This window comes from Agromyces sp. NPDC029043 (assembly GCF_055564615.1).
Genome location: NZ_JBVHVX010000010.1, coordinates 37,540 through 52,088, shown reverse-complemented (window position 1 = coordinate 52,088; position 14,549 = coordinate 37,540). Strand labels below are relative to the sequence as shown.

Annotated in this window: 12 protein-coding genes; 4 read left to right on the top strand and 8 right to left on the bottom strand. The window is 72.5% G+C overall.

From position 1 onward, the window contains the following. Window positions 1–9: 9 nt before the first annotated feature. Entirely contained in the window at window positions 10–1,584 is a 1,575-nt protein-coding gene (locus ACZ4TW_RS13580) for a hypothetical protein (protein ID WP_465543257.1), read from the bottom strand. Beyond that, window positions 1,560–3,458 carry an ABC transporter ATP-binding protein gene (locus ACZ4TW_RS13575; protein WP_465543256.1) on the bottom strand — a complete coding sequence of 633 codons (1,899 nt, stop codon included), beginning with the start codon at window positions 3,456–3,458 and terminating at the stop codon, window positions 1,560–1,562. Before ACZ4TW_RS13575 ends, ACZ4TW_RS13580 begins: the two co-directional genes overlap by 25 nt. 494 nt (window positions 3,459–3,952) lie before the next feature. On the opposite strand from ACZ4TW_RS13575, the gene ACZ4TW_RS13570 reads away from it, so the two are divergent. The 3 genes from ACZ4TW_RS13570 to ACZ4TW_RS13560 all read left to right on the top strand — a co-directional run bounded on the left by ACZ4TW_RS13570 (window position 3,953) and on the right by ACZ4TW_RS13560 (window position 6,286). After that, on the top strand, window positions 3,953–4,645 hold the full coding sequence (locus ACZ4TW_RS13570) for a phosphocholine cytidylyltransferase family protein (protein ID WP_465543255.1): 693 nt from the start codon (window positions 3,953–3,955) through the stop codon (window positions 4,643–4,645). A 100-nt stretch (window positions 4,646–4,745) separates the two neighbouring features. Next, on the top strand, window positions 4,746–5,543 hold the full coding sequence (locus ACZ4TW_RS13565) for an ABC transporter permease (RefSeq protein WP_465543403.1): 798 nt from the start codon (window positions 4,746–4,748) through the stop codon (window positions 5,541–5,543). Further along, complete coding sequence (locus ACZ4TW_RS13560) at window positions 5,543–6,286, top strand: ABC transporter ATP-binding protein (RefSeq protein ID WP_465543254.1); 744 nt, start codon at window positions 5,543–5,545, stop codon at window positions 6,284–6,286. Before ACZ4TW_RS13565 ends, ACZ4TW_RS13560 begins: the two co-directional genes overlap by 1 nt. 2 nt (window positions 6,287–6,288) lie before the next feature. Here ACZ4TW_RS13560 and ACZ4TW_RS13555 read toward each other — a convergent pair whose 3' ends face one another. Then, window positions 6,289–7,494, bottom strand: coding sequence for an HNH endonuclease signature motif containing protein (locus ACZ4TW_RS13555; protein ID WP_465543253.1), 1,206 nt, complete (start codon window positions 7,492–7,494; stop codon window positions 6,289–6,291). A 197-nt stretch (window positions 7,495–7,691) separates the two neighbouring features. Here ACZ4TW_RS13555 and ACZ4TW_RS13550 point away from each other — a divergent pair, with 197 nt between their 5' ends. Further along, window positions 7,692–8,693 (top strand): hypothetical protein, encoded by a 1,002-nt coding sequence (locus ACZ4TW_RS13550; protein WP_465543252.1) that lies wholly within the window; start codon window positions 7,692–7,694, stop codon window positions 8,691–8,693. On the opposite strand, the gene ACZ4TW_RS13545 is transcribed toward ACZ4TW_RS13550, so the two are convergent. From ACZ4TW_RS13545 to ACZ4TW_RS13525, 5 genes are all read right to left on the bottom strand, one after another. Further along, window positions 8,690–9,982, bottom strand: a complete 1,293-nt coding sequence (locus tag ACZ4TW_RS13545) for a CDP-glycerol glycerophosphotransferase family protein (protein WP_465543251.1) — start codon at window positions 9,980–9,982, stop codon at window positions 8,690–8,692. The genes ACZ4TW_RS13550 and ACZ4TW_RS13545 overlap by 4 nt on opposite strands. Window positions 9,983–10,019: 37 nt before the next feature. After that, window positions 10,020–10,865, bottom strand: a complete 846-nt coding sequence (locus ACZ4TW_RS13540; protein ID WP_465543401.1) for a glycosyltransferase family 2 protein — start codon at window positions 10,863–10,865, stop codon at window positions 10,020–10,022. 43 nt (window positions 10,866–10,908) lie between these two features. Beyond that, window positions 10,909–11,721, bottom strand: a complete 813-nt coding sequence (locus tag ACZ4TW_RS13535) for a CDP-alcohol phosphatidyltransferase family protein (RefSeq protein ID WP_465543250.1) — start codon at window positions 11,719–11,721, stop codon at window positions 10,909–10,911. Window positions 11,722–11,723: 2 nt separating this feature from the next. After that, window positions 11,724–12,779, bottom strand: coding sequence for a glycosyltransferase family 2 protein (locus tag ACZ4TW_RS13530; RefSeq protein WP_465543249.1), 1,056 nt, complete (start codon window positions 12,777–12,779; stop codon window positions 11,724–11,726). A 125-nt stretch (window positions 12,780–12,904) separates the two neighbouring features. Next, window positions 12,905–14,494, bottom strand: a complete 1,590-nt coding sequence (locus ACZ4TW_RS13525) for a S1C family serine protease (protein ID WP_465543248.1) — start codon at window positions 14,492–14,494, stop codon at window positions 12,905–12,907. Between the last annotated feature and the right edge of the window lie 55 nt (window positions 14,495–14,549).

The window sequence follows — 14,549 nt, the reverse complement described above, 5'->3', positions numbered from 1 at the left end:
ACGCCGCGATCACGCGCGCACAGCCGCCGCGAGGATCTCGGGACCGCGCCGCTCGAACACGCGGCCGCCCGCCCAGACGCCGAGCCCGAGCACGAGGATGCCGAGGCCGACGCCGGCCGCGAGCGACGCCGCGTGCCAGGACGGGTCGTCGAAGATGCCGAGCCACGCGAAGGCGATCGCGGGCGCCGCGACGAGCAGCGACCCGAACATCGTGAACGACTGCACGAGCGCCGTCACCGCGCCGGTGGACTGCGGTGCCTGGAACGGGCTGTCGCCCGGCTTCACGACGGGGTACGGCATCGCCGCCGAGGTGATCGACCCGATGCCGAGCCCCGCGAGCAACAGCGCCGTGCTCACTCCGAGCAGCGAGGGCAGCAGCCGCCAGTCGTCGAGGATGAACACCGTCACCGCGCTGCCGAGCCCGATCACGAGGATCCCCGAGATCAGCACGGGCACGAGCCGGCCGACACGGTCGGCGCCGCCCCGCACACCCGAGGCGACGTGGAGCCACACGGCCGTGCTGTCGTAGGCGGTGTCGTTGTGCAGGCTCCACCCGAGCAGCAGGCAGATGAGCGGCACCGGGATGAGCCCGAGGTACATGGCGGGCACGCCGGCGATGCCCAACGGCACGGCCACCAGGACGGGCGTGATCGGCACCATGAGCAGCGCCACCCAGTACCGCGCGTCGCGGAACCAGTAGGTGATGCTGCGGGCCGCGATGGCGCCGGTCGCGCCGTGCGGCATGCGCCCGAACCATCCGAGGCCGTGATAGCTGCGAGCGGATGCCTCGCGCCCCGGCGTCACGAGCATGCGGGCGACGAGCAACTCCCAGGCCTTCCAGGCGACCAGCACGGTCGCCGCGGCGATGACCAGCTTCAGGATGGCGGCGCCCCACTCCCCTGCCGCGGCATCGCCGGGCACGGCGAACGCGGCGCCGAGCGGCGTCCACGACAGCGCGCCGGCGATCGCCCCGATCGCCTGGGGAACGGAGGTCGCCCAGTCCACGGTCGTCAGCGCCACGAGGACCGGCGCGGCCATGACCACGAGCAGCACCCCGATCACCCCGGCGACCTCGCGGCTGCGCCGGGTCTCCAGCAGCATCCCCGCCAGGCCCGCCGCGAGGCGCGCGGCGAGCAGGCACGTGGCGAACGCGAGCACGGCGGAGAGGAGGGCGAGCAGCGTCTCGCCGACGCCGCGGGACCAGGTGACGACGGTGCCGCTCAGCGCGATGGCGAGCGCCAGCCCGGGAACGCCGATCGCCGCGGCGAGCGCGAGTCCGAGCGCGAGGGTGCGGTCGGGCATCCCGAACAGGGCGAACCGGCGCGGATCCATCGTGTCGTCGACGCCGAAGACGAGCGGTACGACCAGGAACGCCACGACCGTCGCGGCCCCCGCGACGACGAGGACGTCGCGGAGCAGCTCGACGTCGTCGAGCCCCCGAGCACCGGCGAGCACGGCGAACGCCAGTACGGCGGCGCCGAGTCCGTAGATCAGGCCGACGGCGATCCCCACGACCTGCCACGCGCTGCGCCGGAAGATGTTCCCGAGCAGCCGCAGCTTCAGTCGGAGAAGCTGTGCAACCATTCCATGCCTTCCGCTGCCTTGCGTCCGCCGGCGAGCTCGACGAAGCGGTCCTCGAGCGTCTGGCCGACGCGCACCTCGTCGAGGGTGCCGGAGGCGAGCACGCGGCCGCCGACGATGATCGCGGCCGAGTCGCACACGCGCTCGATGAGGTCCATGCCGTGGCTCGAGAGCAGCACGGTGCCGCCGCCGGCGACGTAGCGCTCGAGGATGTCGGTGAGGTTCGCCGCCGACACCGGGTCGACCGACTCGAACGGCTCGTCGAGCACGAGGACGCGTGGCGAGTGGATCATCGCGCAGGCGAGCGCGACCTTCTTCGTCATGCCGGCCGAGTAGTCGGCGACGAGGCGGTCGAGCGCGTCCTCGAGGCCGAACGCCGCGGCCAGGTCGGCGCTGCGCTCGAGAACGGTGCGGTGGTCGAGCCCGCGGAGCGAGCCGGAGTAGTACAGGAGTTCCGCACCCGTGAGCCGGTCGAACAGTCGCAGGCGGTCGGGCAGGACCCCCGTGACCCGCTTGGCGGCGCGGGGCTGCTTCCACACGTCGATGCCGTTCACGTGCACCGAGCCGGCGTCGGGGCGCAGCAGGCCCGTGATCATCGACAGCGTCGTGGTCTTGCCCGCTCCGTTGGGCCCCACGATGCCGTAGAACGACCCGGCGCGGACCTCGAGCGAGATCGCGTCGACCGCGGTGGTGTCGCCGAAGCGCTTCACGAGCGCGTCGACGGTCAGCACGCGGGGCGCATCGGCGGGCGGCGCCCCGCGAGCCACGCGCAGCGTCCGCTTCTTCCTCGGCGCCTGCCGCGCTGCCGCCAACGGGATGACGGCCACGCCGCGCTGGGCGCCGACCGCGCGGTCGCCCGCAGCAGCCACGTCGTCGGACGCCACCTCGGCGCCCTCAGCTGCGGGCTCGGAATCGGGCGCGGCGGCCGGCTCGGGCTCGGGCGCGGCAGGCTCGACGGCGTCGGGCTGCAGGGCATCGCCGGCGGCCACCGCAGCTGTCGACACCGACGCCGTCGCGGCCGCGAGGATCGCCGGGCCGACGTGGTCTTGCGCAGCCTGCGGTTCGGCCGCAGCCGGTCGATCAACCGCAGGAACAGGCTCAGCCGCGGGCACGGCGGGCGCGGGCTCAGCCACGGGAGCAGGCACAGCGACGTGCGCGGGCTTCGCGGCCGGCGCAGGCTCGACCGCAGTCGCCGGTTCGGCCGCCGGCGCAGGCTCAGCCGCCGGAGCAGTCTCGACGTCGGGAGCGGGGACCACCTCGGCGATCACCGCGGTCGTGACCTCCTCCGGCTGGGGCGCCGATTCCACGGCAGGAGCCCTATCGACGAGAGGAGCCGTATCGACTGCAGGAGGTGGGTCGACCGCGGGAGCAGGCTCGACGGCCGGCGAGGACGGCACGCCCGCCGCGCTCACGACGGGCTCCGTGGCATCCTGCCTGCGCGGGTTCCGCTCGGCCGCCGTCGTGTCGGTCGTCATCGCGGCCGCGACGCGTTGACGGGCCGGCGCGGCCTTCTGACGGGCATCGGTCGTGCGGGCGCGGGACTTCGCCGCGGACGACGACGGCGTCCGAGCGGCCTTCGCCGCCTCGCCGCGCGCCGCCGCCGCGCTCGCGGACGCCGCTCGCGAGGCCGCACTCCGCTTCGACGCCGGACGGGACTCGCCGGTCTCCGACGCGGAATCGGCGGCAGAGCCATCCGTCGCCGCCTTCGCCGCGCCGCGGGTGCTGCGAGGCGCCCGGGGCGTACTCGGCTCGGCGGCGCTGGACTTCGAGGGGTCGCTCGTCGCCGCTTCGGCGTGCGCTGCCCCGTCGCCCGACGGAGCGGTCCGTGACGCGGGCGCCTTCGACGCGGGCGCCTTCTCGGCGGAAGGCTTCTTCACGGCCGGCTTCTTCGCTGCCGGCTTCTTCGCTGCCGGCTTCTTCGCGGCCTGCGTCTTCGCGGCGGGCCGCTTCGCCGCGGCCGGCTCTCCGGCCGACGTCCCGGCGACGGCACGCGACGACCGCGTCCGCGGGGCTCGCGACGAGGCCGCGCGCCCCGGCGCGGGCGCGGCCAGATCCCCCCGATCGGCGGGCACCCCCGTGCCGGTGCCTCCGGGAGTCTCGTCGTCAGGCCCTGATCGCGAAACGGAAGTCACCCCGACAACCTACCAACCAGCGCCGTCCGCACGCTTGCGGGCTCGCGTGCCTGAGCGGAAACTGGGTGTCGCATCACGATCGGGCTACGGCTTGTCAACGGAATCGTCGGTCGCAGGAAGCCTCCGGTATCCTGTGAGTCGGCATAACGGCGTGTCCAGAAGTGAACTTGCGGATGAACTCCCGGCGAACTCGTGTGGAAACGAGGGCGTCGCGCCATCCGATCGACGAAGGAGATGCAGTGACCACGCAGATCGTGATCCTCGCAGCCGGCATGGGGAGCCGGCTCGGGCGTTCCCTCCCCAAACCGCTCACCGAGCTCAGCGACGGCCGCACGATCATGGGCCAGCAGTTCGACAACATCCACCACGCCTTCGGCCGCAACGCCAGCGTGACGATCGTCGTCGGCTACAAGCTCGAGCACATCATCGAGGCGTTCCCGCAGGCGTCCTTCGTCTACAACGAGGAGTACGACCAGACCAACACGTCGAAGTCGCTCATGCGCGCCCTGCAGGCGTCGCAGCCCGGCGGCGTGCTCTGGATGAACGGCGACGTCGTCTTCGACCCGCGCATCCTCGACCGCGCCCTGCCCTACATCGCGCGGGACCAGTCGTTCGTGACCGTCAACACCGCCAAGGTGTCCGACGAAGAGGTGAAGTACACGACGAGCGCCGAGGGCTACATCAAGGAGCTCTCCAAGACGGTCAAGGGCGGTCTCGGCGAGGCGGTGGGCATCAACTACGTGTCCAGCCGCGACAAGGCGACGCTGCTCTCGCACCTCGCGCGCGTCGGCGACCAGGACTACTTCGAGCGCGGCATCGAGCTGGCGATCGAGCAGAACGGCATGCTCGTCGAGCCGATGGACGTGTCCGACCTCTACGCGGTCGAGATCGACTTCGCCGAAGACCTGGAGCGCGCGAACCACTTCGTGTGACCTGCGACGCAATCCCACAGCACGAGAAGCGGATGCCACGAGGCATCCGCTTCTCGCATGTCAGGGCGCGGCACGGCGGGCCTCTACGATGATGAGCGTGATGAGCTACGCGGACTCGCATCCGTTCTCGCGGACGCCGTGGGCCGGGTACCGGCACTCCCTGTGGCTCCTCACCACCCGCGACCTGAAGGTGCGGTACTCGACGTCCGCCCTCGGGTACCTCTGGTCGATCCTCGACCCGCTCGTGATGGCCGGCATCTACTGGTTCGTGTTCACCCAGGTGTTCCAGCGGCCCGTCGGGACCGAGCCCTACATCGTGTTCCTGCTCGCCGCGCTGCTGCCGTGGATGTGGTTCAACGGGGCGGTGTCGGACTCGACGCGCGCGTTCCTGAAGGACGCGAAACTGGTGCGCTCCACCAAGTTGCCGCGGACGATCTGGGTGAACCGGATCGTGCTGTCGAAGGGGATCGAGTTCCTGCTGTCGCTGCCGGTACTCGCGCTCTTCGCGATCCTCTTCGGCGCTGAGGTCGGGTGGGCGCTGGTCTGGTTCCCGCTCGCGATCGCGCTGCAGGCCGCGCTGACGGCCGGCGTGGGCCTCGTGATCGCTCCGCTCGTGGTGTTCTTCCGCGACCTCGAGCGTGCGGCCAAACTCGTGCTGCGGTTCCTGTTCTACGCCTCCCCCATCGTGTACGGCACGAGCAACCTTCCCGAACAACTGCACTTCTGGGCGGCGTTCAACCCGCTCACGGGCATCTTCGGACTCTACCGGGCGGCCTTCTTCCCGTCCGAGCTCGACTGGTTCGCCGTGGCGGTCGCGGCCGGAATGTCGCTGGCCATCCTCGCGCTCGGGCTCTGGATCTTCCGCAACTCCGAGCGCCAGGTGCTGAAGGAGATCTGATGCCGGACGCCGCCATCCGAACCCACGACCTCGGCATCCGGTTCCGCCGCAACCGGCGGGGCCGGCGCTCGTTCAAGGACCTGCTCTCACGCCGCCGCCGCCGCGTGCAGCCCGACGAGTTCTGGGCGCTCCGCGAAGTGTCGATCGACGTGCAGCCCGGCGAGGCCATCGGAGTGGTCGGCCGGAACGGGCAGGGCAAGTCGACGCTGCTCAAGCTCGTCGCGGGCGTCATGCTGCCCGACGAGGGCGCCGTCATGGTGAACGGGGGCGTCGCGCCGCTCATCGAGATCACCGGAGGGTTCGTCGACGACCTCACCGTTCGCGACAACGTCTACCTCACCGCCGGCCTGCACGGCATGACCCGCCCGCAGATCGACACGCGGTTCGACGAGATCATCGAGTTCGCCGAGATCGGCGACTTCCTCGACACCCCGTACAAGCACCTCTCGAGCGGCATGAAGGTGCGGATCGCGTTCGCCGTGATCTCGCAGCTCGAGGAGCCCATCCTGCTCGTCGACGAGGTGCTCGCCGTCGGCGACAAGGCCTTCCGCGAGAAGTGCTACCGCCGCATCGAGGAGCTGCTCGCCGGCGGCCGGACGCTGTTCTTCGTCTCGCACAACGAACGCGACCTGCGCCGGTTCTGCACCCGCGGGCTGTACCTCGACAAGGGCAGGCTCGTGCTCGACGCCCCGATCGACGACGTGCTCGACCGGTACAACGCCGAGTACGGCACGGCGAAGTAGCGTCACCCGGCGCGGGGGCGGTGCTGCGGGTGCGTGGTGATCGTGCGCCCCGACGGACTTCGCCAGTGCACGACGCCGTCGTGGTCTTGATGGACGCGCCAGGCGGTGTGGTGCTTCACGCGGTGGTGCCTGCGGCAGAGGCTCGCGAGGTTGTCGTGGTCGGTCGGACCGCCGTGCTCCCACGCGCGTGTGTGATCGAGGTCGCTCCGCTCGGCCGGCGCCGTGCAACCCGGGAAGCGGCACCGTCCGTCGCGGTCGCGCACCAGGCCGGCGAGATCGGCGGGCACCCGACGGGTCGTGCGGCCGTACCGCAGCGTCGCGCCGGTCTCGGGATCGGTGAGCAGCCTGCGGAGGCTCGGGGCATGGGCGGTCAGCGCGGTCGCGGTGTCGATGTCGATGGGCTCGCCGTCGAGCGTCGCAGCCTGGTCGCCGTACCCGAGCAGCGTGAGCACGGGCACGGTGAGGTGGACGACGGGACGCACCGCCCCGAGGTCGCCTCGGGCGGGCCGAGTGGCGGGATCGTCGATGCCGAGCAGGAGCGCAACCGCGGCGTCGGCCGACCGTTGGGGTCGGGTACGTTCGTCGCCCTCGGCCCGGGTCGTCGTGATCGCATCGAGGCGAGCCCGGATCGCAGCGGCGTGCTCGCCGGCGCAGAACACCGACACCCACGCCATGCCGTCCGGAGCCGACTCGATCGCGACGCGCCGTTCGGTGACCGCACGCGCATGGCGGATCTCGGCCGCCTCCTCGACGTATCGGTGGCCGAGCCGGCGGAGCGCGGCCCGGAATGCGGGCGGCGTCATGCGTCTGGCCCGCTCGAGGGCCGCCGCGGCGAACTCGGCCTGACGGTCGACCGGCACGAGCTCGGCGGCGTCGGCCAAGTCGCGGAGGTGCCGCATCGAGATCTCGCCCGCCGCGAGCGCGGCACCGGCCTCGGGGAATCGGACCACGACGGTCTCGGCGTCGCGAAGCATCACGTGCGCGGTTCGCTCGTGCACGCCCACCGTGGTGGCGAGCTCGGCCGCGACCGAACGGGTCGCCCATTCCCGGTTCTCCCGCTCACTGCGCGAGGGATGCGCCTCGACGACGAGCGCGGCCGCGTGGGCCTCGTGGATGGCGGCACACTGCTCGGCCTGCAGACCCCGGATGGCACGCTCGAGCTCGGCCACACGCTCCAGCGCGGCGGCGAGTCGGCTCTCCGGATCCATGGCGACATCGCACCACGACCCGCCGACATTCGATTCGTGACCTGACCGGCTATTTTCCTGTGAACATCACGGTGCCGAAGCCACCTGTGGAGGACCAGTCGAACGGCGGCGACACGTGACGCCCCGCCCCGTCAAGCCCCCGAGCCGGATGGCGCGTCCCCGGGGGCTTCACACCCGATCGGCCTAGGATCATCGGCATGTCCGATCGCGTCCACCGCATCACGTCGATGAGCTCCGGCGCGCCGCACGAGGGCGAGTCGCCGCAGGGATCTCAGCCCGGTCCCGTCGGGTCCGACCCGGCCGACCGGGCCGCGGGCCTCGAGCGCAGCCTCGACCGCCTCCTCGCCATTCAGCGGCCCATCGTGATCGCACACCTGCGCAGCATCCGCCGCAACCACCCGGCCGCGACGCCTGATGAGCTCGTCCGCATCCTCGAGCGCCGCTACCTGACAGCCGTCACCACGGGCGGCGCGGCCGTCGGGGCGACCGCGGTCGTCCCGGGCATCGGCACCGGCGTCACGCTCGCGCTCTCCGGTGTGGAGACCGCGGGCTTCCTCGAGGCGACGGCGCTGTTCGCGCAGTCCGTCGCCGAGGTGCACGGGCTGCACATCGAGAACCCCGACCGCGCCCGCGCGCTCGTGATGACGCTCCTGATGGGTCGCGAGGGCGTCGACCTCGTGCGCCAGTTCGCGTCGCAGGCCACCGGTACGGGACTCAGCCGCAACGCGTACTGGGGCGAGGTCATCACCAGCGGGCTGCCGAGGGCCGTCATGGGCACGGTCGTCGACCGGCTCCGCCGCCTGTTCATCAAGCAGTTCGCCGTGCGCGGCAGCGCCGGCATCATCGGGCGCGCCATCCCGTTCGGCATCGGCGCCGCGATCGGCGGCGTGGGCAACCACGTGCTCGGCCGACGCGTGATGCAGCAGTCGCGGGTCGCATTCGGCGCGGCCCCGCCGGTGCTGCCGATCGAGCTCGAACCGCGGGGGCCGCGCGAGCCGGGCGCCGCGCGCGCCGTGCGTCGCGGTTCCGAGATCAGCACGGCGATCATCGCGGCGTCGAGCCGCGGCATCCGCTCGGCAGGGCGCGCGATCGGTCGCCGACGCGGCGGGCGAGCCGACGGCGGTCACGGCGAGATCGCCGCCGACGCCCCTCCTCCGACGGTACCCCCGACCGTGCCCCCGGCCGGCGACCGCCCCTAGTCGACCTCGAGTTCGTCGGACTGCTCGGCCGCCTCGCCCTCGGCGTCGTGGTCGTCGATGTCGGGATCGGCCGCGTGCAGCGCGGCGAACCGCTCCCACTCGGCCATGAGGTGGTCGACGGCGTCATGGAAGCGCGCAGTGGTCACGCCGGGCGTGGTGTCGCCGAAGTACCGCTCGACCCAGTAGCCGAGGCGGTCGAGCGCGGCCGGATCGTGCGCGACCTCGTCGACGCGGGCCGCCATCGCGTCGCCGTCGGCGGCGTCGAGCCACTCGCACGCCGACAGGTAGCCGCCGGTATCGATCTGGGCGTCGGGGTTCGCCGGCCGGGTCACGAGCAGGGGCTTCCCGGCGGCGAGCCGGTCGTAGACCATCGCGGAGATGTCGACGATCGCGACATCGGCCGCGGCGAGCTGCCAACCCAGGTCGGGTCCGGTGTCGACGACGTGGTGCGCGGATGGGTCGGCGGCGTTCGCCTGCTCGAGCATCCGCATGATCTCGCGGTTCGCGGCGCCGTAGTCGTGGTCGACCACGCCCGACCGCGGGTGCGGACGGTAGATCACGCGGTGCCGGCCGGTCGCGATGAGCGCCGTGACGAGCCCGACGCCGTGCGAGGCGATCGACCCGTACGCCGCGGCGCCCCGGTCGCCCTCCCACGTCGGCGCGTACAGCACGACATCGCGCTCGTCCTCGGGATAGGGCAGCGGCCGCCCGTCGAGGTAGTGGTCGGCCTGCGGACGGCCGATCGGAATGGCCCGCTTGTCGAAGTCGTAGTCCCACAGCACCTTCTCGAGACGCGCCCGAGCGGCGTCGCCCGCGATCAGGGCGTAGTCGTAGGCCTTGAACTGGTTCGTGGTCATGTACATCTTGTCGGACTCGCCGTGGTTGATGAACACGTGCCACCGCCGCCCGTAGCGCATCATCTGGAAGTTCTTGGCGTTCTGGTTGACGTAGAACACGACATGCAGGTCCTGGTCGTGGATGACCTGTTCGAGATCGGCGACGCGCCGCACGTAGGCGACGGGCAGCGGCGACTCCTCGAGGAGCTCGAGCGCGGCGCCCGAGGCGCGGCTGAGGATGAGCACCGGATGGCGCTGCGCGAGTTCGACGAGCGGCTTGTACCACTGGCGCAGCTGGTAGAGATTCACCTTGCCGTCGGCGAAGTAGACGCCGATGCGGTACCGGTGCGGCTCGGGCGCGGGAATGTCGGCCAGCCTCCGCTGGGCGCGGCGTGACCGGACGACGTTCTGGACCAGCTTCACGGCACGACGCGCGTCTCTGCTCAAACCCACCGTCCAAGGGTAGCCGTCGCGTCGGCGGGCGGACGGCTCAGATCACCGGCGGCCGCCCGGCACGCGTCATCCGCCACACGGTGCGCCAGCGCAGCGGATGCCGCGGTCCCGGGTCTTCGCGCCAGCCGGCGCGCCATCCGCCGAACCACGCCGTCAGCGCGGCCGGATCGCGGAACCAGCGCAGCACCTGGATGCCCGTCCACGAGCCGACGTAGAGCGGAATCAGCACCGCTGGCAGGTTTCGGCGCGCGAGCCACACGCGGTTCCGGGCGTTGAGCCGGTGGTAGTAGGCGTGGCGGGCCGGATCGATCACGGGGTGCGCGGCCTCGAGGTCGCCCGCGTACCAGGCTCGGTGGCCGGTGTCCCAGACCCGCCAGGCCAGCTCGATGCCCTCATGCGCGTAGAAGAACGGGTCGGCCCAGCCGCCGGTCGCCTCGAACACGGCGCGGGGCATGAGCACGGCGCCCTCCCAGCACGAGAACACGTCGCTCGAGTGCGCCGGGTCGCCCTTGCGGATGCGCGGGATCCAGCGGCGCGGCGCGGTGAGCCCGGTGGGGTCGACGACGCGCGGCTGCACGAGGCCGAGGTCGGGGTGCTCGGCGAGGAGGCGGCATCCGTCGGCCAGGAAGGTCGCGCTCGGCAGGAACGCGTCGTCGTCGAGGAAGAACAGCACGTCGCCCGTGACGTGCGGCACCCCTCGGTTTCGGCCCGCCGGGATGCCGAGGTTCTCGGGCAGGTGCACGGTGCGCACCTCAGGGGGCAGCGGCGGGTCGGCGGTCGCGGGGTCCCATCCGTTGCCGACGCACGCGACGTCGACCTCGACGCCGACCTGGTCGACCACGCTCCGGATGCCGCGCGCGAGCTCGGCCGGCCGTCGCCCCATGCTCAGGACGACGACGCCGACGCGCGGCAGCGGCGCGACCGGGTCAGGCGCGGACACGGCGGGACGCCATGATGGCGACGAAGTGGCCCACGAGCGCGAGGGCGGCCAGCGGCAGCAGCGCGCCGACGACGAGCCGGTCGACGAGCGGCTGGCCGGCGAACAGGCCGACGATCGCGGCGGCCAGCGCGATGAGGGTCAGCTCGACCGAGTGGTAGAGGCGGTGGAACGGGACGAACCGCGCCGCGCGACGCAGCTTGGCGACGAGCCCGGCGCGCGGCGCCGTCTCTCCGTGCGTGTCGGCGAGCTTGGGCAGGCCGGCGTTCGCGCGGGCGACGTGCACCATGTCGTTCAGCGCCTTGTTCAGGACGATCACGAGGGCGAGCATCGCGCCGACCGTGGTCCAGAGGAAGTCGGCGGGGAACTCCAGCGGGTAGGCGGCAGCACGGATGCCGAGCGCGAGCGGGATGAGCGCCTCGGTCGTGTAATGGCCGACCTTGTCGAGGAAGACGCCGGCCGGGCTCGACGTGCGACGCCACCGGGCGACCTCGCCGTCGCAGCAGTCGACGAGCATCTGGAGCTGGCCGAGCACGACCGCGAGGAGCGCCCCCCAGATGCCGGGGATGAGCAGCGCGGCGGCGGTCGACCACCCGACGAGGATCATGAGGCCGGTCACGCCGTTGGCCGAGATCCGAGTGCGCAGGAGCAGCCACGTGAGGTACGGCGAGAGGTCGCGCAGGTACAGCGACGCGGTCCAGTGCTCGGCGTTGCGTCGGCCCCGCACCTCGGGCGGCTGGGTCACCGCGCGGAGCTCGGCGATGCTCGTCGGCTTGCCGCGGTCGGGCTCGGTCTGCGTCATGCTCACCTTCCCGTGTGCGTCGCGATGTTGCTCGTGAGCGACAGGTAGCCGAGCACGAAACCGGTGCCCCAGGCGACGTGGATGCACGGCAGCACCACGAGGAACCACCCCGCGGTGCCGGGAGCCCGCCCGCGAGCGTACACGAGCGTCGCCACCACGACGAAGAGCAGGTACACGAGCGGCACGGCGAAGCCGACGAGCAGCCACGGCGTCTCGCCGAGCGCCAGCTGCACGAGGCCCGCGATGCCGAGGAGGATGCCGAGGACCACGCCGATCACCATGGCCGGCGGGATGAAGTAGCGGATGCCGTTGGCGGCGGGGAAGCGCCGAGCGAGCTCGCCCCGCCACAGGCCCGTGGAGAACATCTGCCTCGCGAGTCGTTCCACGGTGGACCGGGGGCGGTAGGTCACCGCGAGACGCGGCGTGAACCACACGGTGCCGCCCGTGTCGCGGAGCCGCCGGTTCAGCTCCCAGTCCTGTCCGCGCTTGATGGTCTCGTCGAAGAGGCCGACCCGCTCGAGCGCGCTCTTGCGGAAGACGCCGAGGTACACCGTGTCGACGGGGCCCTCCTCACCCCCGACGTGGAACGCCGAGCCGCCGAGGCCGACGGGGGTCGTGTAGGCGAGCGCGACCGCGCGCTCGAAGGGCGTCTCGCCGCGCGCGTCCATGATGCCGCCGACGTTGTCGGCCCCGGTGCGCACGAGGGTGTCGACCGCGAGCCGCGCGTAGTCGCGCGGCAGCATCGAGTGCGAGTCGACGCGGATGACGATCGGGTGCGTCGCGGCGCGGATGCCGATGTTGAGGCCCGCCGGCGTCGATCCGACCTCGTTCTCGAGCACGCGGACCCGCGCGTCGCGCGCCGCGAGGTCGGCCACCAGCTCGGTGGTGCCGTCGATCGAGGGTCCGAGCGCGATGAGCACCTCGACGGGGCCGTCGTAGTCCTGGTCGAGGATGGACTCGACCGCGGCGCGCACGTGCGAGGCGTCGTTGAGGACGGGCATGACATACGAGACGCCGATCGGCGGCGCCAGGTCCGCCGGATGGTGCTGATCGGGCATGTTCCTCATTCGTGCACTGGGTCGATCGAGCCTAGCAGCCGGGTGCTGCGCCGCCGCGGGCGGCACGGCGACGGGGGCCGGCCCCTCGCGGGTCCGGCCCCCGTCGGATGGGAGCGTGCGGGCGATCAGCCCTCGAAGGTGCCGAGCGTGACCGTGGTGGTCTGCGACTCGCCGTCGCGCGTGAACGTCACCTCGGCCTCGGCGCCGCCGGGCAGCGCCCGGACCTGCGCGGTGAGGTCGGTCTGGTCGCTGACCGGGATGCCGTTCAGCGCCGTCACCACGTCGCCGGACTGGAGGCCCGCGGCCTCGGCCGCGCCGCCCGGGCTGACCTCGGAGATCAGGGCGCCGACCGTGTCGCTCTCGCCGCTCGCCTGCGCCGAGGTCACGGTCGCACCGAGCAGGCCGTGCGTGGCCGCGCCGTTCTCGATGATCTCCTCCGCCACGCGCTGGGCGAGGTTCGAGGGCACCGCGAATCCGACGCCGATGTTGCCGGCCTCGCCCGAGGCGCCGCCGGTCGAGAGGATGGCGACGTTGATGCCGATGAGCTTGCCCTCGGAGTCGAGGAGCGCGCCGCCCGAGTTGCCCGGGTTGATCGCGGCATCCGTCTGGATGACCGGGATCGAGATGAGCCCGCCGCCCTGGGACTGCTGCTGCCCCGGCTCCTCGCCGTCGTAGTTCCAGAAGTCGAACGGGCTCTGCTGCGAGCCGTCGCCCTCACCCTGGTCCTGGCCGTCGTCGGGCGTCGTGGGCGCCGCCGACGACTCGACGTCGATGCTGCGGTTCAGCGCGCTGACGATGCCGTCGGTCACGGTGCCGGAGAGGCCCAGCGGGGCGCCGATGGCGATCGCGGTGTCGCCGACGTTGAGCTCGTCGGAGTCGGCGAACTCGATGGGCGTGAGGCCCGAGGCGTCCACCAGCTTGATGACCGCGAGGTCGCTCAGCGGGTCGGTGCCGACGAGCTCGGCCGAGTAGAGCCGTCCGTCGTCGGTCTTGACCTGGATGGAGGGGTCGCCCGTGGCGCCGTCGAGCGTGACGACGTGGGTGTTGGTCAGCACGTAGCCGTCCTCGGAGAGGATGACGCCGGAGCCCGTGCCCTGGCCCTGGCCGCCCGCGACCTCGATGGTCACGACGCTCGGGCTCGCCGACGCGGCGACCGCGGTCACCTGGTTCACGGACTCGGTGTCGTTCACGACGATCCGCTCGGCACCCGACGTGGTCTGCGTCGTCGCGTCGTCGTCGCCGCCCGTCACGAGCGCGGTCACGCCGGCACCCGATGCGCCGCCGATGAGTGCGGCGGCCACGATCGCGGCCGCGACGCCGAAGCCGACGCGCCGCTGCTTGGCGGGCGCGGGGGCCGGTGCAGCGGATGCCGCGGCGGGCCCGCCGAACGCGGGCGGGACGCTGCCCGACCCGCCGGCGGCGGGGTACTGCGGCGCCGACGTCGGCGCGGCGGCACCGGCGGCGCCCGCCGTGAGCGGGGTGGTCGGTGCGGTCTGGCCCTGGGCCGGCGCACCGGCGGGCTCGTGGTGGTACTGGCCTGCGAGGTACGGCTGCGGCGCCTGCCCCGGCGTGTAGACGGTGCCCGTCGGCCGCGGCGAGGCGACCGGCTCGGCCGGCTCGGCCGGCTCGGCCGGCGCGGGTGCGCCCTCGGCGGTGGTGGTCTCCGGGCGGGCCTCAGGGTCCTGGTGGTGCCCGCCGGTGGTGGTGTCGGTCATGTGTCGCTCCCTTCCAGCGAAGCCAGCATCGCCCTGCAAGCTGTGCGGCGCGTCG

Coding starts and splice junctions, on each gene's coding strand:
- ACZ4TW_RS13580 (WP_465543257.1), bottom strand. CDS start 1,584: ATGGTTGCACAGCTTCTCCGACTGAAGCTGCGGCTGCTCGGGAACATC.
- ACZ4TW_RS13565 (WP_465543403.1), top strand. CDS start 4,746: ATGAGCTACGCGGACTCGCATCCGTTCTCGCGGACGCCGTGGGCCGGG.
- ACZ4TW_RS13560 (WP_465543254.1), top strand. CDS start 5,543: ATGCCGGACGCCGCCATCCGAACCCACGACCTCGGCATCCGGTTCCGC.
- ACZ4TW_RS13555 (WP_465543253.1), bottom strand. CDS start 7,494: ATGGATCCGGAGAGCCGACTCGCCGCCGCGCTGGAGCGTGTGGCCGAG.
- ACZ4TW_RS13550 (WP_465543252.1), top strand. CDS start 7,692: ATGTCCGATCGCGTCCACCGCATCACGTCGATGAGCTCCGGCGCGCCG.
- ACZ4TW_RS13540 (WP_465543401.1), bottom strand. CDS start 10,865: ATGGGGCGACGGCCGGCCGAGCTCGCGCGCGGCATCCGGAGCGTGGTC.
- ACZ4TW_RS13535 (WP_465543250.1), bottom strand. CDS start 11,721: ATGACGCAGACCGAGCCCGACCGCGGCAAGCCGACGAGCATCGCCGAG.
- ACZ4TW_RS13530 (WP_465543249.1), bottom strand. CDS start 12,779: ATGCCCGATCAGCACCATCCGGCGGACCTGGCGCCGCCGATCGGCGTC.
- ACZ4TW_RS13525 (WP_465543248.1), bottom strand. CDS start 14,494: ATGACCGACACCACCACCGGCGGGCACCACCAGGACCCTGAGGCCCGC.